Genomic DNA, 21127 nt, shown 5'->3' with positions numbered 1-21127 from the left:
ATGCCGCTTCCGAAGTTGCCTACCCGCCCCGCAGCCATCCTGACCTTCCCCTCGGGCGATTCCGCCCGGGCGCAGGCCCGCACGACCAAGACTGCCGCTGCGCGGTCCAATACCCAAGCCGCCCTCGCCGAAGACGAGGACGAGCTGCTGGTTCAGCCAGAGCTTGATGGTCTGGCCGCCCCGGCGCGCAAAGCCCAGATTCCCGCTCCTGCCCGCGAAGTGCCTCCACCGGCGCCCGCGGCGCCCGCCGTGCGCGCGTCCGCGCGACAGCAGGCCAAACCCGCTCCCGCCCCCGCCAAGCGCGGCAAGGCGCGCGCCGAGAATGCCCCGCGCAAGCTCTTCGTGCTGGACACGAACGTGCTGCTGCATGACCCCAGCTCGCTGTTCCGCTTCGAAGAGCACGACATCTTCCTGCCGATGATGACGCTCGAAGAGCTGGACCACCAGAAGAAAGGCATGTCCGAAGTGGCGCGCAATGCGCGTCAGGTCAGCCGCTCGCTGGATGCGCTGGTGCAGGACGCCACGCACCTTGAAGAAGGGCTGGAACTGGCCAAGCTGGGCAACAAGGACGCCACCGGCCGCCTGATGTTCCAGACGACCGCCATCCACAGCACCCTGCCGTCCGACCTGCCGATGGGCAAGGCCGACAACCAGATCCTGGGCGTGGTTCGCGCCCTTCAGGAAAAATACCCGCAACGCGAAGTCGTGCTGGTGTCCAAGGACATCAACATGCGCCTGAAGGCCCGCGCGCTGGGCATGGCCGCGGAAGACTACTTCAACGACCACGTCCTTGAAGACTCGGACCTGATGTATTCGGGCGTGATGCAGTTGCCCGAGGACTTCTGGAACAAGCACGGCAAGGACGTCGAATCCTGGCAGCAAGGCGGCACGACGTTCTATCGCATCCACGGCCCGCTGTGCTCGCAGTTCGTCGTCAACCAGTTCGTCTACTTTGAAGGCCAGATGCCGCTGTACGCGCAGGTGCGCGAGGTCAGCGGCAAGATGGCGGTGCTGGCCACCCTGCGCGACTACACCCACGGCAAGAACAACGTCTGGGGCATCACCGCGCGCAACCGCGAACAGAACTTCGCCATGAACCTGCTGATGAACCCGGAATGCGATTTCGTGTCGCTTCTGGGCCAGGCCGGTACGGGCAAGACGCTTCTGGCGCTGGCCGCGGGCATCACGCAGGTGCTGGAAACCAAGCGCTACACCGAGATCATCATGACCCGCGTCACGGTGCCCGTCGGGGAAGACATCGGTTTCCTGCCCGGCACCGAGGAAGAAAAGATGCTGCCCTGGATGGGCGCGCTGGAAGACAACCTCGACGTGTTGAACATGGGAGACGGCGAAGGCAACGGCGATTGGGGCCGCGCGGCCACCATGGACCTGATCCGCTCGCGCATCAAGGTGAAATCCCTGAACTTCATGCGCGGCCGCACCTTCCTGAACAAGTACCTCATCATCGACGAGGCGCAGAACCTGACGCCCAAGCAGATGAAGACGCTGGTGACACGCGCGGGTCCTGGCACCAAGGTGATCTGCCTGGGCAACGTCGCCCAGATCGACACCCCCTACCTGACCGAGGGCAGCTCGGGCCTGACGTTCGTGGTGGATCGCTTCAAGGGCTGGCCGCATTCCGGCCACGTCACGCTGCAACGCGGTGAACGCTCTCGCCTGGCGGACTACGCGGGCGACGTGCTGTAAGCCTGCCAAGTCCCGGCCACAAAAAAAGCCCCTTGATCGCTCAAGGGGCTTTTTCTTTACGTACGCGAGCCGATTATTTGTCGGCAGCGTTGGTGATGGCGTTGCCCGCCCGGGACATGTCCTTGCCCATGCCGGCCACGGTATTGCAACCGGCCAACACAAACCCGAACACCACAAAGGCGGTCACCACGATCTTGCCGCGCATGCTGGAAACTCCTGGATAGATAAAAAGAAACTACGCGGCTCAGACGATCTGCACGCGCAGTTCGCCCAGGCCCTCGACGCCGCCGGTGATCACGTCGCCCTGCCGCACGGCGCCCACGCCTTCCGGCGTGCCGGTGAAGATGATGTCGCCGGGCTGCAGTTCAAACAGGCCCGAAAGGTACGAGATGCTTTCCGGCACATTCCAGAGCATCTGCGAAATGTCGCTGGACTGCTTGCGTTCGCCGTTGACGTCCAGCCAGATCGCGCCCTTGTCCAGCGTGCCGACAACGCTGCGCGGGTGGATGGGGCCCAACGGGGCGGATTGATCGAAGGCCTTGCCGATTTCCCAGGGACGCCCCTGCTTCTTCATTTCGCCTTGCAGGTCGCGGCGCGTCATGTCCAGGCCCAGCGCATAGCCCCACACGCATTCGTTGGCCTGATCAACGGGAATGTCGCGCCCGCCCTTGCCCAACACAACGACCAGCTCCATTTCGTAGTGCAGGTTGGAGGTCTTGGGCGGGTAAGGCATCTTGCCGGTTTCGCCGTCCGCCACGAACAGCACGGCATCCGCGGGCTTGCAGAAGAAGAACGGATCCTCGCGGCCAGTGAAACCCATTTCCTTGGCGTGCTCGGCGTAATTGCGGCCAACGCAATAAACGCGACGAACGGGGAACAGGGCGGCGCTGCCGGCCACGGGGACCGCGACGGGCGGCTGGGGAGGTAAAACGTAGTCCATGAGCTATCAACCTATGACAAATACGTGACCGGAAACCGGCGAAACATGTTACCCCGACGCCGCGCGCGCTAGGCATGCCCTGTGACCCCGCGATAGGGGCGTTTTTGTTTTGGGCGGCCGGGCGTTAAAAAGCACTCGCGAGTTTATCCCTTTCTGCGGCCGAAGCGAGGACCGATTGATTCGGGAACGCGCAAGACAACGGCGCGGCGGACGACAAGTAGCCGTCGCGACCGCGCCGCAGCAAGGGCCCGCCCGGCGCAATGCCGGCAGGCCCGGGGACTTATCAGCCCTTGGCGTAGCGCTCGGCGCTGCGAACGATTTCCTCGTGCGCGGCGTCGACGCCCTTCCAGCCCTTGACCTTGACCCACTTGCCCTTTTCGAGGTCTTTGTAGTGCTCGAAGAAGTGCTGGATGCGGGAGATGTCTTCCGTCGGCAGGTCTTCGTAGGTCTTGATGTTGCGGTAAGGGGGGTACAGCTTTTCGATCGGCACGGCCAGCAGCTTGGCGTCGCCGCCCGACTCATCGTCCATCTCGAGCACGCCGATGGCGCGGCAGCGCACCACGGCGCCGATCTGGATGGGGAACGGGGTCAGCACCAGCACGTCGGCGGGGTCGCCGTCTTCGGAGAGGGTCTGCGGGATGTAGCCGTAGTTGCACGGATAGTGCATGGCCGTCAGCATGAAGCGGTCAACGAAGATCGCACCGGAATCCTTGTCGACCTCGTACTTCACCGGGTCGGCGTTCATGGGGATTTCGATGATGACGTTGAAGTCTTCCGGCAGCTTCTTGCCAGGGGAGACGCGATCAAGACTCATGATTCAACCTTGTTTGTCTGGGAGGATATTCAAATCGAGCCGTCGTCCTTGAACGGCGGCTTGGTGGTGGGCACCGGCGCAGGCGGCGCCGGCTTGGTGGCAGCGGGTGCCGCAGGCGCAGGCGTCGGGGCGTACGTGGGCACGGGCTCGTCGAAAGCGGCGGCGGGAATCGGAGCGCTGTCGAAATACTCGTCGATGTCGGACGTTCCGCCAGCCAGCGGTGCGTTCTCGGGCGCCAAGGCACGGTCACGATGCTCTTTGCTGACGCGCGCGTCCGGGTCCAGCACGTAGTCGGAAGCCGACGCCGCAACCGCGGGCGGCAAGGCCGGATAGTCGCCGGCGATCTCCGCATCACTGTCGCTGTCGGACAAGCCAACGGCATAACCGCCCTCGGCGTCTACCCGGTAAGGATCCGAGCCCGTGTCGGCCGCCGGGAGCGCGGCATCCGCGGCCAGGACCGGCAACGCCATGCTGGCGGCCGTTGCCAGGCGCCAATGGCGGACGGCATCGGCGGGACGGTCCAGGCGATCGTACAGGCTGCCCAGCAAGGCATGCGTCTGTGCGTCACTGCGCCGGGCCAGGCTGCGCAGCAGATAGCGTTCGGCTTGACCCCACAGCTGGCCATTCAGGCAGAGCATGCCCAAAGCGGTAAGCAGATCGGGATCGGTCGGACGCTGCTGCAGCCAGGTTTCGGCTTTGGCCAGGCGGCGGGACACTTGTTCGGTATCGCAGCGGGCGTAGGCCGCAACCAGGGCGGGATTAAACTTGACGGCGACGGCCGCCTCGAGGACACGGGCCGCTTCGTTGGGTTCACCTGCAGCCTCGAAGGCCGCCGCGCCGGACAGCGCGACTTCGGGCAACAGGCGCTCTTCGGCTTTCAGGTCTTTCCAGATGGCTCGCCACGCATCGCTGCCCGCGGCTGCGCGCAACCGCGCTGCGCCCGAGGCGTCGATCAGGAGATCGGCTTCGGAGCGGCCAAGCGCATTGCGGCGCAAGAGCCCGCGCGCCAGCGTGAAGACTTGTTCCTGGTGGTTCAGCGCCGTGTGCGCACGCAGCAACAGGCGCATCGTGTGCAGATGGCGCGCGCCGCCATCCGCCAGCGGCGCCAGCACCGCCAGCGCGCGTTCGGCACGTCCCTGGTCCAGGAGCATGTCAGCCGAGACCGTGGCCGTGGCTTCCACCAGGCCGGGATCGGAGTCCGCCTGCTCTTGCGCGGTGGCCAGCAGACGATCGCGTCGGTCGAACTCGCCCAGGCCATGCGCGGCCCGCGCGGCGGACAACCCGGCCAGAACACGGCGCGTGCGCACCTTGGTCTGGTCCAACAGCTTGGTCAGGTCTTTCTCGGCATGGGAGTAGCGGCCTTCGAGCAAGCCGATCCAGCCGCGTTCGAGCAGTTCGTGGTCGCGCGCCTGAGCGCGCTTGCCGCGCCAGGCACGGACGCGATCCGGAATGGCAAGCAGCCAGGCCAGAAGGCGCAGGCCCACGTAGAGGATGATGAAGGTCGCGACGATCAGCAGGACGGCGAGCGTCAGCGACATCTCGATGCGCCACGGCCACACCAGCAACAGCACATTGCCGGCATGTGAACGCAGCACCACCGCCAGGGCGACGGCGACGACGGCGAGCAACAGAGTCCAGAACCAGGTACGCATAAGCCTCAGTCCTGATCGCTGGTCTTGAAGCCGGCTGCGCGCAGTGCGGCCACGGCGTTCAGGCTGTCCGCCACGTCGGGCATGCGCACGGCGATGTCGGTCTGGGCCAGTTCGCGGGCCAGGTTCTGGGCGGCGACGGTGTCCGGGGAACGGCCATCGAAGTACTTGGCGAGCGTAGAGTTGACGTTGTCCAGTTCGCTCTTCCAGACCGACGGCTGGCGCATCAGCATGGCCAACTGGGCGGTCAGCAGGCGCTGGCGCAGGGTGCCACGCACCTGATCGGCCTGTTCGGGAGACAGCAGCAGCGCGGCGGGCTCGTCGACACGCTGGATGGTGATGAGGCCACCCAATTCATGGGCCAGGGCCGAACCGGCGCGGCCAGGCCACGAGGCGACCTCGGCGCGCCAACGCTGCCACCAGGGCGCGTCGGAGGGAAGGTCCGCCAGGGGATCGACAGCGGGCGCAGGTGCGGCCGGCTGGGCTTGCCCCACGGGAGCCGCACCCGCCGAGGCGGCGTCCGGCACCAGCAGCGGCGCCCTGCCGATCAGCGAGACCAAACGTTCAATGCGGCCGGACTGGGCGGGGATATCGACCGTGGACACCGCACGCAGGCGGTCCAGGTCGCCATTGATGGATTGCTGCAGACTGGAGAAGCGCGGGCGGTCGGCGCGCGCCAGACGAGACTGAGCGGTTTCCAGGGCGACGATGGCATTGGAGACGTTGCCGGCCAGGCGCAGTTGCTGATTGGCGATGGTGAGCAGTCGCTCGACGTCGTTGGCCAGCAGTTCATCGCTGGCGCTGTCGTTGAAGTTTTGCCAAGCCTGCTGCAGGGCGTTGTATTGGCTTTGCGTTTCGCGCAAGGTGTCTTCGAGTTCGGCCACGCGGCCCGCCTGTGCCTGCGCAAGGGCCAGGGCTTCGCGGGTGTCCTTGCGGGCCTGCGCGACGTCGGCGCCAAGCGTATCGATGCGGGTAGCCACTTCGCGGCCAGCCGATACGAACTGGGCGCGCTGGTTCCACAGGGCATAGCCCAGGCCCACGGCCACGAGGATGACGATTATCAGCGCGGTGACCAAAGGGCCACTGCCGCGCTTGGCCGCACGAGGCTTGACGGAATCGGCCGGGGCCGACGCGGGCGCGGTTGCGTCCGGGGCAGCCGGATGAACGGCCGGATCGGTAGCGGGAGTCTTGTCTGTCATGACGCGATTGTATTCGGTGTCAGTCCGAACCAACGAATCAAGCAGCAACAAAAGCCTGGAATATCGACTCGTCGTTGGGCAAGCAGATTTTTACCATCGCCTGGCAGCCTGCGCTATCGCGGGGCTGTGGCACGCGGCGTGCCAGCGTGGGGTGCGTCAGCACGAACCGGCAGCGTTGCCACCAGTCCGCAAGACCGGCCGCCTGGACATGATCCCGGATGGCGTCGGCGCCCTCCCCGCTGGTAATCAGCCACGTCGCGATGGAGCCGGCATCCGCCCATTGCCGCAGGGTGGCCAACTGCCCGGAGTTCCAGTCGGCGGGACGTCGCAGATAGGCCGCGTGACGCGTCACGCTTGCGCCATGGGCTTCCAGTTTGTCGCCCAGCCAGTCCCTGCCCTGCGTGCCACGCACCAGGAGCACCCTGCCGGGCAGTTTGGGCAGACTTTCAAGGATGCTCCACAGCGCCTCGGAATCGTGGCTGGCAGCGGATTCGTCAGGGCAAAGAACTGTTGTATTCGCGCCAAAATAGCCTGAGTCGCGCAGGGCTTGCGCACTGGCGGGGCCCACGGTGGCTGCCGCCACGCCGGCCGGCCAGGAAACGGAGCCGTCCGCCAGCGCCAGTTGATCCAGGTATTGCCGGGCCGCGTTGCCACTGACGAACACCACGAGGTCGTAGGAGGATGGCCGAGGCAGATCCACCGAGGCGATCGGCAACGCCTGGATTTCAAGAGCGGGAAGAATGCAGGACTGCCAGCCGGCGCCAAGCAGGCGGCTGGCCAGCGTCTCGTTGCGCCCGGCGGGCCGAGTCAGAACGGCGATGCGCGGCCCTTCGGCGGCTGCAAACGCCTGGCTCATCAGTCCGGCCCGGCGGTTTGCTGCAGTTCGCGAAGAATGGCGTCGGCGCCCGCGTCCAGCAATTCGGAAGCGGCGGCCTCGCCGATGGCTTCGGCGTCGCTTGCGGGACCGGAGTGGGAAGCGTGGATCATGCGGGTGCCGTCCGGCGACGCCACCAGCGCCCGCAGCGACAGAGTGTCGCCGGAGATCTGGGCGAATGCCGCCAGAGGAACCTGACACGAGCCGCCCAGCCTGCGCGAAACCGCGCGTTCGGCCAGAACGCAGGCGGTGGTGTCGGCGCTGACCAGCGGCGCCAACCACGCCCGCATGTCATCGCGATCGTCGCGGATCTCGATGCCTAGCGCGCCCTGACCGGCTGCGGGCAGGCTGTCGGCGGGATCGAGCAGGCTGCGGATGCGCGCACCCATGCCCAGGCGATCAAGACCTGCAGCCGCCAGCACAATGGCGTCGTAATCGCCGTTGTCGAGCTTGCCCAGGCGCGTGTCCAGGTTTCCGCGCAGCGGCTTCACCACCAGCTCGGGATACCGGGAGCGGATCTGCGATTCGCGCCGCAGGCTGGACGTGCCAACCACCGCACCGGCGGGGAGGTCGGCCAGCGAGGCATATTGGTTGGACACGAAGGCGTCGCGCGGATCGGCGCGATCGAGGACCGCGCAAAGCTCGAACGGAGCCTGGAGATCCACCGGCACGTCCTTCAAGGAGTGAACGGCAAGATCGGCCCGGCCGTCGAGCAGCGCGTTTTCGAGTTCCTTGACGAACAATCCTTTGCCGCCCACTTTGGAGAGCGTGCGGTCGAGGATCTGGTCGCCGCGGGTCGTCAGGGTAAGAAGTTCAACCGCGCACGCCGGGTACAGCGTGCGCAGCCGATCGCGCACATGCTCGGCTTGCCAAAGGGCAAGCCGGCTGGCGCGGGTCGCGATGACCAGGCGTTGCGGCAGTGACACGTGCGGCCATCAAACGAAGTTGGAGACGATGACCGTCGCGACTACGCCGAGAATGGCCAGCACGAACAGGCCCTGAAGAAGACTCAGGCCTGATTCGGTTTGCTGGGGATCAGAAGATCTACGCAGACTCATGTGCTGATTCCTTGGAAGCGGTTTTGCGGCTTGCAAGCCACCGTCCAAGGACAACAACGAGCAAGGCGCCAATGATTTCTGCGCCGATTTTAACCGCAGTCGGCTGAACGCCAAATTGACGCTCGACAACCACGTCGGTGATCAGCATGCCGCCGGCGATCCAGCCCAGAAGGCCCGCACCGAACGTAACGACCAGCGGATAGCGGTCGATGAGCTTGAGCACCAGCGTGCTGCCCCAGATGATGATCGGCACACTGACGATCAGGCCGAAGGCGACCAGGCCGATCTGGTGATCGGCGTGGGCGTTCTGGGCCGCGCCGGCAATGGCGATGACGTTGTCCAGGCTCATCACAAAGTCAGCAATGATGATGGTTTTGATCGCGGCTGCGATGGATGTTCCGCCCTTTACGTTGCCATGCGCATCGTCTTCGGGGATAAGGAGCTTGACGCCGATCCAGACGAGCAACAGGCCGCCCACTACCTTCAGGAACGGAATGGACAGGAGCGTCAGCGCAAAGGCGATCAGCACGACGCGCAGGATGATCGCGCCGGCGGTGCCCCACAGGATGCCTTGCATCCGCTGCTTGGGCGCCAGGTTGCGACACGCCAGCGCGATGACGACCGCGTTATCGCCGCCGAGCAGGATGTCAATAAGGATGATCTGGAATACCGCTGCCCAACTCAGCGTCTGGAAAAACTCAAGCACTTTGAACCCCCGAAGGCATTTATGAAAAGAATTGGCCGGTCCCGAACCGGCCGCCCTGCCCGCGCGCAGCGCGGGCAGGTTAATTTCAGAACAACATATTATTGTAATTCAGCTTTCAGTCAGCTTTCTGGCGCATCAGCAAAACTTTGCCGATAGCCAGCACCAGCACGGCGCCCAGCACGCCTGTCATCAGGGCGAAACTGTGCTGCGTGACTCCCAAGGCCGCGTCGATGCGCGCCACGGGTTCCTGCAAGGCGGGATCGCCCACCAACAGTTCGCCAGCGATGAAGCCCAGGAGTGCCGCCCCCACCCAAACGATGACCGGGAAGCGCTCGATGACCTTCAAAAGCAACGTGCTGCCAAAGATGACCAGAGGAATACTGATCGCCAAGCCAACAATCAGCAAGGTGTTATCGCCCATTGCCGCCGCGGCAACCGCCACCACGTTGTCCAGGCTCATGACCAGGTCGGCGATCATGATGGTGCGGATCGCGGTGAGGAGATTGCCTTGCGTCTTGCCTGCACCGTCTTCGTCTCCTTCGGGCAACAGCAGCGTCACGCCGATGTAGACCAGAAGCAGCGCGCCGATCAGCTTGAGCCACGGCAACAGCAATAGCTTGGCCGCAACCAGCGTCAGCACGATACGCATGATGATCGCAGCGGCGGAACCGACCACGATCGCTTTCTTCTGTTGCGCCGGGGGCAGTGAACGCGCCGCCAGCGCAATAACCACGGCGTTGTCGCCCGATAGCAGAATGTTGACCCAAATGATCTGGAGCAACGCGATCCAGAATGCCGCTGAACTGAGTTCCATACCTCTCTTTCCTAGGTGTGATCCCCCTAGGAGAAAACCAAATTAATGGATGAAATGAAGACAAAAACGTACTGACCGTCTTGGTGCGAGCCGTGACGGCATTCTTGCTTGGTACGCGCGAAATTTCTTTCATTATAGTTTCGTTCAGCTTTCCGTATGATTCGCCTGACCGCGTCCTGTACGCGGGATTACCCTAGGAAAACGTAAAAAAAGCGGACGAAAAAAAGCCCGCCGAGGCGGGCTTTTGCAGCGCAAGGCTGATGGTCAATGCAGGCGCTTACAGCACCGACTTGAGCAGCTTGCCCATTTCGGAGGGGTTGCGCGTGGTGCGGATGCCGCAAGCTTCCATGACTTCCAGCTTGGCGTCGGCCGTGTCGGCGCCACCGGAGATCAGGGCGCCAGCGTGGCCCATGCGCTTTCCGGGAGGGGCGGTGACGCCAGCGATGAAGCCGACGACCGGCTTCTTCATGTTGTCCTTGGCCCACTGCGCGGCGTTGACTTCATCCGGACCGCCGATTTCGCCGATCATGATGACGGCGTCGGTGTCGGGATCGTCATTGAACAGCTTGAGCACGTCGACGTGCTTCAGGCCGTTGATGGGATCGCCGCCGATGCCGACGGCGCTGGATTGACCCAGGCCCAGCTCGGTGACTTGCGCCACGGCTTCGTACGTCAGGGTGCCCGAACGGCTGACGATGCCGATGCGGCCCTTGCGGTGGATGTGGCCCGGCATGATGCCGATCTTGATTTCATCGGGGGTGATGAGACCCGGGCAGTTCGGGCCCAGCAGCAGCGTCTTGCTGCCCTTGGCCTTCATGCGGTTCTTGACTTCCAGCATGTCGCGGACCGGGATGCCTTCGGTGATGCAGATCACCAGTTCCAGTTCGGCTTCGACAGCTTCCCAGATGGCGGCAGCGGCGCCGGCCGGCGGCACGTAGATGACGGACACGGTGGCGCCCGTGTCGGCCTTGGCGTCCTTCACCGACGCGAAGATCGGCACGCCTTCGAAGTCTTCACCAGCCTTCTTGGGGTTCACGCCGGCCACGAAGGCGGCCTTCCCATTGGCGTACTCACGGCACATGCGGGTGTGGAACTGACCAGTCTTACCCGTGATGCCCTGGGTGATGACTTTGGTGTCCTTGTTGATCAGAATCGACATTTGTGAATCCTTGGCAATTTTTTGACGCCGGGCCGCCCCGAGTCTGAAACGCCCCCTTGCGGGGTCGCCAGCCTCAAAGGGGCGCGGCGTGGGTCATATTTACTTGACGGCGGCTACGACGCGGGTGGCGGCTTCGGCCATCGTGTCGGCGCTGATGATCGGCAGGCCTGAGTCGGCCAGCATCTTCTTGCCGAGTTCTTCGTTGGTGCCCTTCATGCGGACGACCAGCGGCACGTTCAGGTTGACGGCCTTGCAAGCGGTGATCACGCCTTCGGCGATCACGTCGCAGCGCATGATGCCGCCGAAGATGTTGACCAGGATGGCCTTGACGCTCTTGTTGCCCAGCATGATCTTGAAGGCTTCGGTGACCTTCTCGGCCGTGGCGCCGCCGCCGACGTCCAGGAAGTTGGCCGGCTCGCCGCCGAACAGCTTGATGGTGTCCATGGTGGCCATGGCCAGGCCGGCGCCGTTCACCAGGCAGCCGATGTTGCCGTCGAGCTGGATGTAGGCCAGGTCGAACTTGCTGGCTTCGATTTCAGCGGGATCTTCTTCGTCCAGGTCGCGGTAGGCGACGATTTCCGGATGACGGAACAGGGCGTTGGAGTCGAAGTTGAACTTGGCGTCCAGGGCGATGATGTTGCCCTTGCTGTCGCGGTTCAGGGGGTTGATTTCGACCAGGGAGGCGTCGGTGTCCATGTAGCACTTGTAGAGCTTCTGGAAGACGTCCACGGCTTGGGCGGTCGAGTCGGCGGGCAGGCCGATCGCGTTGGCGATCTTGGTGGCTTGCTCGGCGGACAGACCGGTCAGCGGGTCGATGTATTCGGTGATGATCTTTTCGGGGGTGGAGTGAGCCACTTCCTCGATGTCCATGCCGCCTTCGCTGGAAGCGATGAAGGCGACGTTCTGCGTGGCGCGGTCGGTGACCAGCGAGACGTAGTATTCCTTCTGGATGTCAGCGCCGTCCTCGATGTACAGGCGACGGACCTTCTGACCTTCCGGGCCGGTCTGATGCGTGATCAGCTGCATGCCCAGGATTTCGGAAGCCAGCTTGCGGACGTCGTCCAGCGAGCGGGCCAGCTTGACGCCGCCGCCCTTGCCGCGGCCGCCCGCGTGGATTTGTGCCTTGACGACCCAAACCGGTCCACCCAGCTTTTCAGCGGCAGCCACGGCCTCGTCGACGGAAAGAGCGGGGATCCCGCGCGGCACGGGGACGCCAAATTGCTTCAGCAGTTCCTTGCCTTGATACTCGTGGATTTTCATGTGTTACCTGTCAGGACGTATGAGAAAAAGAAGGTGAATCGGAGGACGACTCGGCCGATGCCTCAGCGCTACCCCCGGTGTACCACTCGGGATAATGCTCAGCCACCACAGGACCGCCAGTGCTGAGCGCATGGCAGCCGTCCAGTTGGAATGGACGCCGATTCGGGTTGATTTCCTGCCGCCGGCGGTTGGCCATGGTCTGGACCGCCGCGGTGGGAAGCACCTGCGACAGTTCGGTCATGTGCGTACAGCCTTCCACGTGCCCGAACCGTTCCTTGACCTGGCGGCGGAACCCTTTGAGCAGGTTCATGCCGATCAGGTCAGTGTACGCCGGCTCGATGGCCTTGCAATGCTCGCCGTAAGGCGCCGCGTCATAGACGGCCTGAGCCGCCACGATCGAGAAATTCTCGTCGATGGTGATGCGCAGGTGCATATGGTGGATGGGTTGCCCGGCCTTGAACATCTCGCCGTCGCGCTTGGGAAAATCGTACGCCTTGACGTCGATAAGCTCGGCTTCCAGGTCCCAGTTGCCGTCATCGCGCGCGTACGACTGCACACGTATGGAACGCGTATGCAGCGGTTGGCGAGGACTATCCGGCGGTGGCAATGGCATGCGTGGGGCCTGCGGGGCAAAGATGGCCTGCGCAAATGGTGCGCGGCAACAAAACCTTCAAAGTATAGCGCAGGCGGGTAGTTATCAACCGTATTCTTGCACCCCATCGCGCGGCGGCCGAGCCGGCCGTCTCCGCAGACCGGTGATTGCGCGCTGCCCTGCCCGCCGCCCGAAGAGCCTGCAAGGGGGGCCGGGGAACTGAAAGCGGCGCAGGATCTGCAAAAAACCCGGCATGCGCCGAGGCGCATCCGGGTTCCGGGACCGTGCCTTCCCGGGGAACGTGTCCCCGGAAATTTGCCTACGCGGATTCGCGCAGCGCGCGCGCCGCCTGCACCATGCCGATCAGCGCGGCCTCCGTTTCCGGCCAGGCGCGGGTCTTCAGGCCGCAATCCGGGTTGACCCACAGACGCTCCTTCGGGAGGCGGGCGGCAGCCTTGTTCATCAGGTCGACCATCCAGTCCACGTCGGGCACGTTGGGCGAGTGGATGTCATAGACCCCCGGCCCGATGTCGTTCGGATAGCGGAAATCCTCGAACGCCTTCAGCAGTTCCATGTTCGACCGCGACGTTTCGATCGTGATCACGTCCGCATCCATGGCGGCGATGGATTCGATGATGTCGTTGAACTCGGAATAGCACATGTGCGTGTGGATTTGCGTCTCGTCGCGCACACCGGCGGTCGACAGGCGGAAGCAGTCCACCGCCCAGTCCAAGTAAGCCTGCCAGTCGGCGCGGCGCAACGGCAGGCCTTCACGGATCGCGGGCTCGTCGATCTGGATGACATTGATGCCGGCGGACTCCAGGTCCACCACTTCGTCGCGAAGAGCCAGCGCCAGCTGGCGGCAGGTCTGCTCGCGCGGCTGGTCGTCGCGCACGAACGACCATTGCAGGATGGTGACCGGGCCGGTCAGCATGCCCTTCACCGGCTTGTCGGTGAGCGATTGCGCATAGGACGACCAGCCCACGGTCATGGGAGCCGGGCGAGCCACGTCGCCGAAGATGATCGGCGGCTTGACGCAGCGCGAGCCATAGCTTTGCACCCAGCCATTCTTGGTGAAGGCAAAGCCGGCCAGCAGCTCGCCGAAATACTCCACCATGTCATTGCGCTCGGGCTCGCCATGGACAAGCAGGTCCAGGCCGACCTTCTCCTGGAAGCGAATGACCTCCTCGATTTCCTTGCGGATCGCGGTCTCATAGGCCGAATCCGTCAGCGCCCCGGCCTTCCAGTCACGGCGCAGCGCGCGGATCTCGGCGGTTTGCGGGAAGGAACCGATCGTGGTGGTCGGATAGGCGGGCAGCCCCAGTTGATCTTGCTGGCGGGCGATTCGGCCGGCAAACGGCGCGCGCTCGCGCGACACGTCCGCGGCAGCCGCCATGCGACGGGCGACGGCCGGATTATGGATGCGGACCGACGCGCGGCGAGCCGCCAAGGCTGCGCGTTGCCCCGCCAGGCCATCCTGCACCGAGGGATCGGTCGCGCTTTCCAGCGCGCGGCCCAGCAGGCTCAGTTCGTCCAGCTTCTGGGCGGCAAACGACAGCCAGCTCTTCAGCTCGGCGTCCAGCTCGGTTTCATTGGCCAGGTCCACCGGCACATGCAGCAGCGAGCATGACGGCGCAAGCCACAGGCGGTCGCCCAATTGACGCTGGATCGGCGCCAGCGTGGCAATCGCCGCGTCCAGGTCGGTGCGCCAGATGTTGCGGCCGTTGATGACGCCGGCGGACAGAATCTGCCCGGCGCGCAGGCCGGCAGCCACCTCGGCCAACTGTTCGGGCGCGCGCACCAGATCCACGTGCAGGCCGGCCACCGGCAGAGCCAGCGCCGTAGGCAGATTGTCCTTCAGCCCATCGAAGTAGGTGGCGGCAAGCAGTTTGACAGGGCCGGCCGCAAGCCTGGCGTAGACATCCTTGAACGCATCGCGCCACGCTTGCGGCAGATCCAGCACCAGGATGGGCTCGTCGATCTGCACCCACTCCACACCCAGCTTGGCAAAACGCGCCAGCACTTCTTCGTAGACCGGCAGCAGCGCGGCCAGCAGTTGCAGCTTGCCCGCGTCGGCGGCGCCACCGCCAAAAGCATCGCCCTTGCCCTGGTAAAGCCAGGTCAGCGGGCCCGGAATCACCGGCTTGACGGCGTAACCCAGCGCTTGCGCTTCCCTGACCTGGTCGAACAGGGATTCGCGGGCGATACGGAACGTTTGGCCGGGGACGAGTTCGGGGACGATGTAGTGATAGTTAGTGTCGAACCACTTGGTCATTTCGCAGGCTGCCGCCGGCTTGCCGGTCGGCGCGCGGCCGCGCCCCATGCGAAACAGCGTGTCCAGCGTAACGGGTTCGTTGTCTTTCTGGCCAAAGCGGGCCGGGACGGCGCCGAGCAGCGTCGTCCATTCCAGGATCTGGTCGTACCAGGCAAAGTCGCCCACGGGCACGTATTTCAGGCCGGCTGCGGCCTGCAGCTTCCAGTGCCGAGCGCGCAATTCGCGCCCCGTGTCCTCAAGCGAGTCGGCAGTCTGCTTGCCGGCCCAATAGGCCTCGACGGCGCGCTTGAGTTCACGCTGGGCGCCAATGCGGGGGAACCCCAAATTATGAATCGTAGTCATGAGAACGCCACCATTTCACAAAATTTGTTCAAGTGGCGATCATTCTGAAGCATCATCAAGATGAATCAAAATCAATGTCTACATTCATTAGATGAGAAAATCTCATAGAATATAAGCTCATTTCCGGGCCATCAGGTTCGGAGCCAGGACTCACCGTCGCTTCCGACGGGGTTCGCTTAATGATGCCGCCCTTGCCATGCTGGAAATTCGCCATCTTGAAACGCTGACTGCCATCCGGGAGGGCGGCAGCCTGCAAGAAGCCGCGGAACGGTTGCACCTGACGCAATCCGCGCTGTCGCACCAATTGCGCGATCTGGAAACCCGCCTGGGTACGCCTTTGCTGAACCGCCGCACCCGCCCTGCCCGGCTTACCACCGCAGGCCTGCGCGTGCTGGCCCTGGCCGACGAAGTGCTGCCTCGCATACGGGCCACCGAACGAGACTTGCAACGCCTGGCTGCCGGGCGTACCGGGCGGCTGCACCTGGCGATCGACTGCCATTCCTGCTTTCAGTGGCTGATGCCGGCCCTGGACGCCTTTCGCGTCCAATGGCCCGATGTGGCGCTGGACTTGTCGGCAGCGTTCTCGTTCGCCCCACTGCCAGCCCTGGTGCGCGGCGATCTGGACCTGGTCATCACTTCTGATCCCCAGCCGCTGGACGCCGTGGAATACCTGCCGCTTTTCAAGTACGAACTGGTGCTGGCGGTCTCCGAATCCAATCCGTTGGCGGGCAGCAAGTTCATCACGCCCGAACAGCTGGCCGACCAGACGCTCATCACGTACCCGGTGGACAAACAACGGCTGGACATCTTCACCGCGTTCCTGGATCCGGCCGACGTCGAACCCGCCGCCATCCGCAAGGCGGAACTGACACCCATCATTGCCCAGTTGGTTGCAAGCAACCGAGGCGTAGCGGCACTGCCGAACTGGGCGCTCACGGAATACATGAATCAGGGATGGCTGCGGCTTTGCCGGCTGGGACCGCAAGGCGTCTGGCGCACGCTGTATGCAACGGTGCGCAGCGAGGACACTGATGCGTCATACATCGACGAATTCCTGACCATCACGCGAGACGTCTGCTTCAAGACGCTGTCGGGGATCAAGTCTGCGAAATAGGCCGCAGCGTCCGGCGAGTGCGCCAGGCCGCTGGTCGAAACAGGTAATCAGTCCTCTTCGCCGTCGCCGAGGATGCGGCGGATGACGTCGTGCGCGAATCCGCGGCTGGCCAGGAAGCGCGCTTGCTTGGCGTAGGCCGCGCGGTCGTCTGGCTTGGCGCTGAAGCGCTTTTTCCAGACCTCCAACGCCCGGTCGTATTCGGTGGCGCGAAGCTGGTCGCGCAGTTCGGCGACCTGGTTGTCGTCGACGCCGTGCTGGCGCAGTTCCTGCACGATGCGGGCAGCACCCTGGCGGGAAGCGCGCCGATGGACCAGGCTTTGCGCAAAGCGCTCGGTGGACAGCCAGCCCTCTTTTTCAAGCGCATCCAGCACCGTGTCGACCTCGGCCGGGTCTTCGGCATAGGCCGCCAGCTTGCGCGCCAGTTCTTCCCGCGCATGTTCACGCCGCGACAGATAGCCCACCGCTCGCATCTTCAGCGACGGTCCTTTGCGGGCCGGCTTGCTGTCAGAGGATGAAGCCTCTTCGCCGGCATCGGCGGGCCGCCTGCGCCCCGCGCTGCGTTGTTCGGAGCTGCGCTGCCATTGATCCGCGGATTCGACATGGCCGTCAGACGCTGCGGCGTCGCGCTCGACGCGGGCATCGGAAGTTCGCCGCAAGCCTTGCGGCTTGGCGACGGTTTCGAATTCGTCGTCCAATCTGGCGCGTAGGCGCTCGGCTGACGCGGGAGTCGATTTCCAGCTCATGCGCTTTCCTGCATGCTAAGCAAAACGGCAGGCCCGTGAAGGCGCCTGCCGCAGTTCACCACCCCCGACGGGGGGGCAGCCAGGGCCGCGCCCGATCCGCGGCGCGACCGGTCGAGCCACCGATTATTCGGCAGTGTCTTCCGCCGTGGGCACGAATTCGGCGGCACGGCTGACGATGCCCTGGTTTTCGCGGACGCGGTTTTCGATCTCGATGGCTATCGCCTTGTGTTCTTTCAGGTATTCCCGGACATTGTCCTTGCCCTGGCCGATACGATTGCCGTTGTAGCTGTACCAGGCGCCAGACTTGTCGACGACGTTGGCGGCCACGCCCAAGTCGATGATTTCGCCTTCGCGCGAGATGCCGGCGCCGTACATGATGTCGAATTCGGCTTGCTTGAACGGCGGCGCGACCTTGTTCTTGACGACCTTGACGCGGGTTTCGTTGCCGACGACTTCGTCGCCCTTCTTGATGGAGCCGATGCGGCGGATATCCAGGCGCACGGACGAGTAGAACTTGAGCGCGTTGCCGCCAGTGGTGGTTTCGGGGTTGCCGAACATGACACCGATCTTCATCCGGATCTGGTTGATGAAGATGACCATGCAATTGGTCTTCTTGATGGTGGCGGTGAGCTTGCGCAGCGCCTGGCTCATCAGGCGCGCCTGCAGGCCAGGCAGCGAGTCGCCCATTTCGCCTTCGATTTCGGCCTTGGGCACCAGCGCGGCCACCGAGTCGACGACGATCAGGTCGACGGAACCCGAGCGCACCAGCGCGTCGGTGATTTCCAGGGCCTGTTCGCCCGTGTCCGGCTGCGAGATAAGCAGGTCGGCAAGGTTCACGCCCAGCTTGGAGGCGTACTGGACGTCGAGCGCGTGTTCAGCGTCGACGAAAGCGCAGGTGCCGCCCACCTTTTGCATTTCGGCCACGACCTGAAGGGTCAGCGTGGTCTTGCCCGACGATTCCGGACCGTAGATTTCGACCACGCGGCCACGCGGCAGGCCGCCGACGCCCAGCGCGATGTCCAGACCCAGCGAGCCCGTGGAAACCACCTGGATGTCGTGCGAGACCTCGTTGTCGCCGTAGCGCATGATCGAGCCCTTGCCGAACTGCTTTTCGATCTGCGAAAGCGCCGCGGCAAGCGCCTTGGCCTTTTCCGAAGCGGCGGCCTTGGTGGTTTTGTCGTCCATGAGGAGTCCTGTCTGTAACGTATCTGGATGTCGGGAAAAACTGCGGTCTGACAGTAATGCGGTCTGACAGCGAATGGGCTGGCAGCGATGTCTGACGGGTGGGATCAGGCGTGTCCGGGTCGAATCTGGACTGGAAACGCCTTGAGCTACGGATCAGATTATGGCACTGGATTGTACTGTACAAAAACCCAGTGTGCCAGTCTTTTGCACGTATACCCTGAGTGGCAAGCCTGGCGCCATATGACAGAATCAAACGCGATCCCGGTATTTTCCCTTTTTTCCGCCACCGGATCCGCCCCCAGGCGGAAAGCGCCCATCCCAAGAGGTGGCAGCCGCGGCGGGTTTCTCCTTGCAGCAGCCCATGCGTATTCTGATCGCCGAAGACGACAGCATCCTGGCCGACGGCCTGTCCCGCTCTTTGCGCCACAACGGCTATGCCGTGGATGCCGTGCGCGACGGGCTCGCCGCGGACTCCGCGCTGGCCGCGCAGGCCTTCGACCTTCTCATCCTGGACCTCGGCCTGCCGCAACTGGCCGGGCTGGAAGTGCTGCGCCGCCTGCGCGCCCGCAATTCCGCCCTGCCCGTGCTCATCCTGACCGCCGCCGACAGCATCGAACAGCGGGTAAAGGGCCTGGACCTGGGCGCCGACGACTACATGGCAAAGCCTTTCGCCTTGTCCGAACTCGAGGCCCGCGTGCGGGCGCTGACGCGGCGCGGGGCCGGCGGCGGCGCGACGATGCTCAAGCACGGCCGCCTGCTCTTCGACCAGACGGGCCGCGTGGCCATCGTGGACGACCAGACCCTGGACCTGTCCGCCCGCGAGGTCAGCCTGCTCGAGATCCTGCTGACCCGCAGTGGGCGCATGGTCAGCAAGACTCAGCTTGTCGACCACCTTTGCGAATGGGGCGAAGAAGTCAGCACCAACGCCATCGAGGTCTACGTGCATCGCCTGCGCAAAAAGCTCGAGCCCAGCGGCGTGAAGATCGTCACCGTGCGCGGCCTGGGCTACTGTCTTGAGCGGGACCAGGGTGCGGCGTACCTCGCAAGCTGAGCCCTCTCCAGAGCCGCTCAACCAGGAAGCCCTGGACATCATGCAAGCTGGGTCCAAGGGCCCCAGCTTCGCGCCGCCCCAGCGCTCGCTGCTGGGCGAGATCCTGGACTGGATGCTGGCGCCCCTGTTCCTGTTGTGGCCGATGAGCGTCGCGATCACGTACGTGGTCGCGCAGAACATCGCCAACGTTCCCTACGACCGCGCGCTTGCCAACAACCTGCATGTGCTGACCCGCCAGGTCCACGCCCAGGACGGTCGCGCCGTGCTGAAAATGACCGATGCCGCGCGCGACGTGCTGCGCGCCGATGAAACGGACAGCGTGTTCTGGCTGGCCCTGGGCAGCCGCGGCGAATACCTGGGCGGCGACCGCGCCCTGCCGCTGCCCACCACCGTGGGACAGCCCCGTCCTGGCGAGGTCCAGTACGAAGACGACACGCTGCGCGGGTTCGGGATCCGGCTGGCGTTCACTTGGGTGGACCTGCATCTGCCCGGCACCCAGCCCGCGCTGCTGATCGTGGCCGAAACGGTGGAAAAGCGCACGCAGCTTGCCAACGACATCATCAAAGGCGTGATCATCCCGCAGTTCGTGGTGCTGCCGATCGCCGTGCTGCTGGTGTGGTTCGGCCTGTCTCGCGGCGTTGCGCCCTTGAACGCGTTGCAGCAACGCCTGCGGGCTCGCCGGCCGGACGACCTGTCGCCCATCGACGAGCGCGCCGCCCCTTCCGAAATCGCGCCGCTGGTCGCGGCCATGAACGACCTGCTGGACCGCCTGTCCGCCAACGTCCAGGCCCAGCGCCGCTTCGTGGCGGACGCGGCGCACCAGCTCAAGACGCCGCTGGCCGGCCTGCGGACCCAGGCGGAACTGGCGCTGCGCGATGCCAGCCCCGAGGAAATGCAGTCCAGCCTGCGCCAGCTGGTGACGGGATCCGAACGGGCCACCCGGCTGGTCAACCAGTTGCTGCTGCTGGCCCGCGCCGAAAACCCCAGCGCCATCGGCCTGACCCGCACGGACATCAACGCCATCGCCTACGAGCAGGCCATGCAATGGGTCCCGATGGCGCTGTCGCTGAACACGGACCTGGGTTTCGAGGGATCCGAAACGCCCGTCGAAATCAACGGCAATCCCCTGCTGCTGGCAGAGCTGCTCAACAACCTGGTGGACAACGCGCTGCGCTACACGCCGCGGGGCGGCCACATCACGGTGCGGGTCCTGCAGGACGACGGCCAGGGCATCCTCGAAGTGGAAGACTCCGGACCAGGCATTCCTCCCGAGGAACGCGAACGCGTGTTCGACCGCTTCTATCGGGTGCTGGGCACATCGTCCGACGGCAGCGGCCTGGGACTGGCGATCGTGCGCGAGATCACGCAAAAGCATCAGGCAAGCGTTGTGATCAGCGACAACCCCTCCGTGCATTCCGAACTTCCCGGCACCCGTATCCGTGTAGTGTTTCCTCTGTATAGCCACAGTGCTGACCTGCCCGAATCCGCCTAGGACTATCCCTAGTGCTCCCCGCATTGCTTACTATTTGTTTCAAATTTAAGATTCGAGTAAGTGTCTCGTCAGAACCTCGTCAGCGTCGGCCCCCAATGTGACGCTTAGCTCGATGTCGGTCTCGCCGGCGGAGGGTCAAGCACGGCGGAAAAC

Annotated in this window: 20 protein-coding genes; 4 read left to right on the top strand and 16 right to left on the bottom strand. The window is 64.4% G+C overall.

Features of this window, described 5'->3' with window-relative positions:
* On the top strand, positions 1–1707 hold the full coding sequence (locus tag RT614_RS22940) for a PhoH family protein (protein ID WP_313624466.1): 1707 nt from the start codon (positions 1–3) through the stop codon (positions 1705–1707).
* Positions 1708–1780: 73 nt separating this feature from the next.
* Here the strand turns inward: RT614_RS22940 and RT614_RS22935 are convergent, their stop codons facing one another.
* The 14 genes from RT614_RS22935 to metE all read right to left on the bottom strand — a co-directional run bounded on the left by RT614_RS22935 (position 1781) and on the right by metE (position 15389).
* Positions 1781–1912, bottom strand: a complete 132-nt coding sequence (locus RT614_RS22935) for an entericidin A/B family lipoprotein (RefSeq protein ID WP_313624465.1) — start codon at positions 1910–1912, stop codon at positions 1781–1783.
* Positions 1913–1951: 39 nt separating this feature from the next.
* Positions 1952–2647 (bottom strand): fumarylacetoacetate hydrolase family protein, encoded by a 696-nt coding sequence (locus RT614_RS22930; protein WP_313624464.1) that lies wholly within the window; start codon positions 2645–2647, stop codon positions 1952–1954.
* A 283-nt stretch (positions 2648–2930) separates the two neighbouring features.
* Positions 2931–3461 (bottom strand): inorganic diphosphatase, encoded by a 531-nt coding sequence (gene ppa / locus RT614_RS22925; protein ID WP_313624463.1) that lies wholly within the window; start codon positions 3459–3461, stop codon positions 2931–2933.
* A 29-nt stretch (positions 3462–3490) separates the two neighbouring features.
* Positions 3491–5113 (bottom strand): heme biosynthesis HemY N-terminal domain-containing protein, encoded by a 1623-nt coding sequence (locus tag RT614_RS22920; RefSeq protein WP_313624462.1) that lies wholly within the window; start codon positions 5111–5113, stop codon positions 3491–3493.
* A gap of 5 nt (positions 5114–5118) precedes the next feature.
* Complete coding sequence (locus RT614_RS22915) at positions 5119–6309, bottom strand: uroporphyrinogen-III C-methyltransferase (RefSeq protein WP_313624461.1); 1191 nt, start codon at positions 6307–6309, stop codon at positions 5119–5121.
* Positions 6310–6346: 37 nt separating this feature from the next.
* Positions 6347–7165 carry a uroporphyrinogen-III synthase gene (locus RT614_RS22910; RefSeq protein WP_313624460.1) on the bottom strand — a complete coding sequence of 273 codons (819 nt, stop codon included), beginning with the start codon at positions 7163–7165 and terminating at the stop codon, positions 6347–6349.
* Positions 7165–8109 carry a hydroxymethylbilane synthase gene (gene hemC / locus RT614_RS22905; RefSeq protein WP_313624459.1) on the bottom strand — a complete coding sequence of 315 codons (945 nt, stop codon included), beginning with the start codon at positions 8107–8109 and terminating at the stop codon, positions 7165–7167. Before hemC ends, RT614_RS22910 begins: the two co-directional genes overlap by 1 nt.
* Before the next feature lie 9 nt (positions 8110–8118).
* The gene (locus RT614_RS22900) at positions 8119–8241 is read right to left on the bottom strand and encodes a hypothetical protein (RefSeq protein WP_313624458.1); all 123 of its coding nucleotides are present in this window, start codon (positions 8239–8241) and stop codon (positions 8119–8121) included.
* Positions 8228–8947: a TerC family protein gene (locus RT614_RS22895; RefSeq protein WP_313624457.1), complete on the bottom strand. Its 720-nt coding sequence runs from the start codon at positions 8945–8947 to the stop codon at positions 8228–8230. Before RT614_RS22895 ends, RT614_RS22900 begins: the two co-directional genes overlap by 14 nt.
* Positions 8948–9062: 115 nt before the next feature.
* A complete protein-coding gene (locus tag RT614_RS22890) occupies positions 9063–9761 on the bottom strand; it encodes a TerC family protein (RefSeq protein WP_313624456.1) in 699 nt (232 codons plus the stop codon).
* A 277-nt stretch (positions 9762–10038) separates the two neighbouring features.
* On the bottom strand, positions 10039–10920 hold the full coding sequence (gene sucD, locus RT614_RS22885; protein ID WP_056567350.1) for a succinate--CoA ligase subunit alpha: 882 nt from the start codon (positions 10918–10920) through the stop codon (positions 10039–10041).
* A gap of 99 nt (positions 10921–11019) precedes the next feature.
* A complete protein-coding gene (gene sucC, locus RT614_RS22880) occupies positions 11020–12180 on the bottom strand; it encodes an ADP-forming succinate--CoA ligase subunit beta (protein ID WP_313624455.1) in 1161 nt (386 codons plus the stop codon).
* A 10-nt stretch (positions 12181–12190) separates the two neighbouring features.
* Complete coding sequence (locus RT614_RS22875) at positions 12191–12793, bottom strand: DUF2889 domain-containing protein (protein WP_313624454.1); 603 nt, start codon at positions 12791–12793, stop codon at positions 12191–12193.
* Positions 12794–13091: 298 nt separating this feature from the next.
* Positions 13092–15389 carry a 5-methyltetrahydropteroyltriglutamate--homocysteine S-methyltransferase gene (metE, locus tag RT614_RS22870; protein ID WP_313624453.1) on the bottom strand — a complete coding sequence of 766 codons (2298 nt, stop codon included), beginning with the start codon at positions 15387–15389 and terminating at the stop codon, positions 13092–13094.
* 196 nt (positions 15390–15585) lie between these two features.
* On the opposite strand from metE, the gene RT614_RS22865 reads away from it, so the two are divergent.
* A complete protein-coding gene (locus RT614_RS22865; protein WP_313624452.1) occupies positions 15586–16503 on the top strand; it encodes a LysR substrate-binding domain-containing protein in 918 nt (305 codons plus the stop codon).
* A 47-nt stretch (positions 16504–16550) separates the two neighbouring features.
* Here RT614_RS22865 and recX read toward each other — a convergent pair whose 3' ends face one another.
* Both recX and recA read right to left on the bottom strand, forming a co-directional pair.
* Complete coding sequence (gene recX / locus RT614_RS22860; RefSeq protein ID WP_313624451.1) at positions 16551–17246, bottom strand: recombination regulator RecX; 696 nt, start codon at positions 17244–17246, stop codon at positions 16551–16553.
* Positions 17247–17369: 123 nt separating this feature from the next.
* The gene (recA, locus tag RT614_RS22855; protein WP_313624450.1) at positions 17370–18431 is read right to left on the bottom strand and encodes a recombinase RecA; all 1062 of its coding nucleotides are present in this window, start codon (positions 18429–18431) and stop codon (positions 17370–17372) included.
* 361 nt (positions 18432–18792) lie between these two features.
* Between recA and RT614_RS22850 the strand changes: the two genes are divergently transcribed.
* Positions 18793–19482: a response regulator transcription factor gene (locus RT614_RS22850; protein ID WP_006218337.1), complete on the top strand. Its 690-nt coding sequence runs from the start codon at positions 18793–18795 to the stop codon at positions 19480–19482.
* 112 nt (positions 19483–19594) lie between these two features.
* The gene (locus tag RT614_RS22845; RefSeq protein ID WP_313624497.1) at positions 19595–20974 is read left to right on the top strand and encodes a sensor histidine kinase; all 1380 of its coding nucleotides are present in this window, start codon (positions 19595–19597) and stop codon (positions 20972–20974) included.
* The last annotated feature ends 153 nt before the right edge of the window (positions 20975–21127 follow it).

It is taken from the genome of Achromobacter sp., from assembly GCF_032102605.1.
Lineage (GTDB): Bacteria > Pseudomonadota > Gammaproteobacteria > Burkholderiales > Burkholderiaceae_B > Achromobacter.
The sequence above is the reverse complement of the archived record's forward strand: the minus strand, read 5'-3'. Positions and strand labels throughout refer to the sequence as shown.

What these genes read in the sequence shown, in the direction of transcription:
- recA (WP_313624450.1), bottom strand. Translation starts at nt 18,431, where the DNA reads ATGGACGACAAAACCACCAAGGCCGCCGCTTCGGAAAAGGCCAAGGCG.
- RT614_RS22850 (WP_006218337.1), top strand. Translation starts at nt 18,793, where the DNA reads ATGCGTATTCTGATCGCCGAAGACGACAGCATCCTGGCCGACGGCCTG.
- RT614_RS22915 (WP_313624461.1), bottom strand. Translation starts at nt 6,309, where the DNA reads ATGACAGACAAGACTCCCGCTACCGATCCGGCCGTTCATCCGGCTGCC.
- metE (WP_313624453.1), bottom strand. Translation starts at nt 15,389, where the DNA reads ATGACTACGATTCATAATTTGGGGTTCCCCCGCATTGGCGCCCAGCGT.
- ppa (WP_313624463.1), bottom strand. Translation starts at nt 3,461, where the DNA reads ATGAGTCTTGATCGCGTCTCCCCTGGCAAGAAGCTGCCGGAAGACTTC.
- RT614_RS22935 (WP_313624465.1), bottom strand. Translation starts at nt 1,912, where the DNA reads ATGCGCGGCAAGATCGTGGTGACCGCCTTTGTGGTGTTCGGGTTTGTG.
- RT614_RS22940 (WP_313624466.1), top strand. Translation starts at nt 1, where the DNA reads ATGCCGCTTCCGAAGTTGCCTACCCGCCCCGCAGCCATCCTGACCTTC.
- sucD (WP_056567350.1), bottom strand. Translation starts at nt 10,920, where the DNA reads ATGTCGATTCTGATCAACAAGGACACCAAAGTCATCACCCAGGGCATC.
- RT614_RS22845 (WP_313624497.1), top strand. Translation starts at nt 19,595, where the DNA reads ATGCTGGCGCCCCTGTTCCTGTTGTGGCCGATGAGCGTCGCGATCACG.
- RT614_RS22865 (WP_313624452.1), top strand. Translation starts at nt 15,586, where the DNA reads ATGCTGGAAATTCGCCATCTTGAAACGCTGACTGCCATCCGGGAGGGC.
- RT614_RS22875 (WP_313624454.1), bottom strand. Translation starts at nt 12,793, where the DNA reads ATGCCATTGCCACCGCCGGATAGTCCTCGCCAACCGCTGCATACGCGT.
- sucC (WP_313624455.1), bottom strand. Translation starts at nt 12,180, where the DNA reads ATGAAAATCCACGAGTATCAAGGCAAGGAACTGCTGAAGCAATTTGGC.
- recX (WP_313624451.1), bottom strand. Translation starts at nt 17,246, where the DNA reads ATGAGCTGGAAATCGACTCCCGCGTCAGCCGAGCGCCTACGCGCCAGA.
- RT614_RS22930 (WP_313624464.1), bottom strand. Translation starts at nt 2,647, where the DNA reads ATGGACTACGTTTTACCTCCCCAGCCGCCCGTCGCGGTCCCCGTGGCC.
- RT614_RS22900 (WP_313624458.1), bottom strand. Translation starts at nt 8,241, where the DNA reads ATGAGTCTGCGTAGATCTTCTGATCCCCAGCAAACCGAATCAGGCCTG.
- RT614_RS22920 (WP_313624462.1), bottom strand. Translation starts at nt 5,113, where the DNA reads ATGCGTACCTGGTTCTGGACTCTGTTGCTCGCCGTCGTCGCCGTCGCC.
- RT614_RS22890 (WP_313624456.1), bottom strand. Translation starts at nt 9,761, where the DNA reads ATGGAACTCAGTTCAGCGGCATTCTGGATCGCGTTGCTCCAGATCATT.
- RT614_RS22910 (WP_313624460.1), bottom strand. Translation starts at nt 7,165, where the DNA reads ATGAGCCAGGCGTTTGCAGCCGCCGAAGGGCCGCGCATCGCCGTTCTG.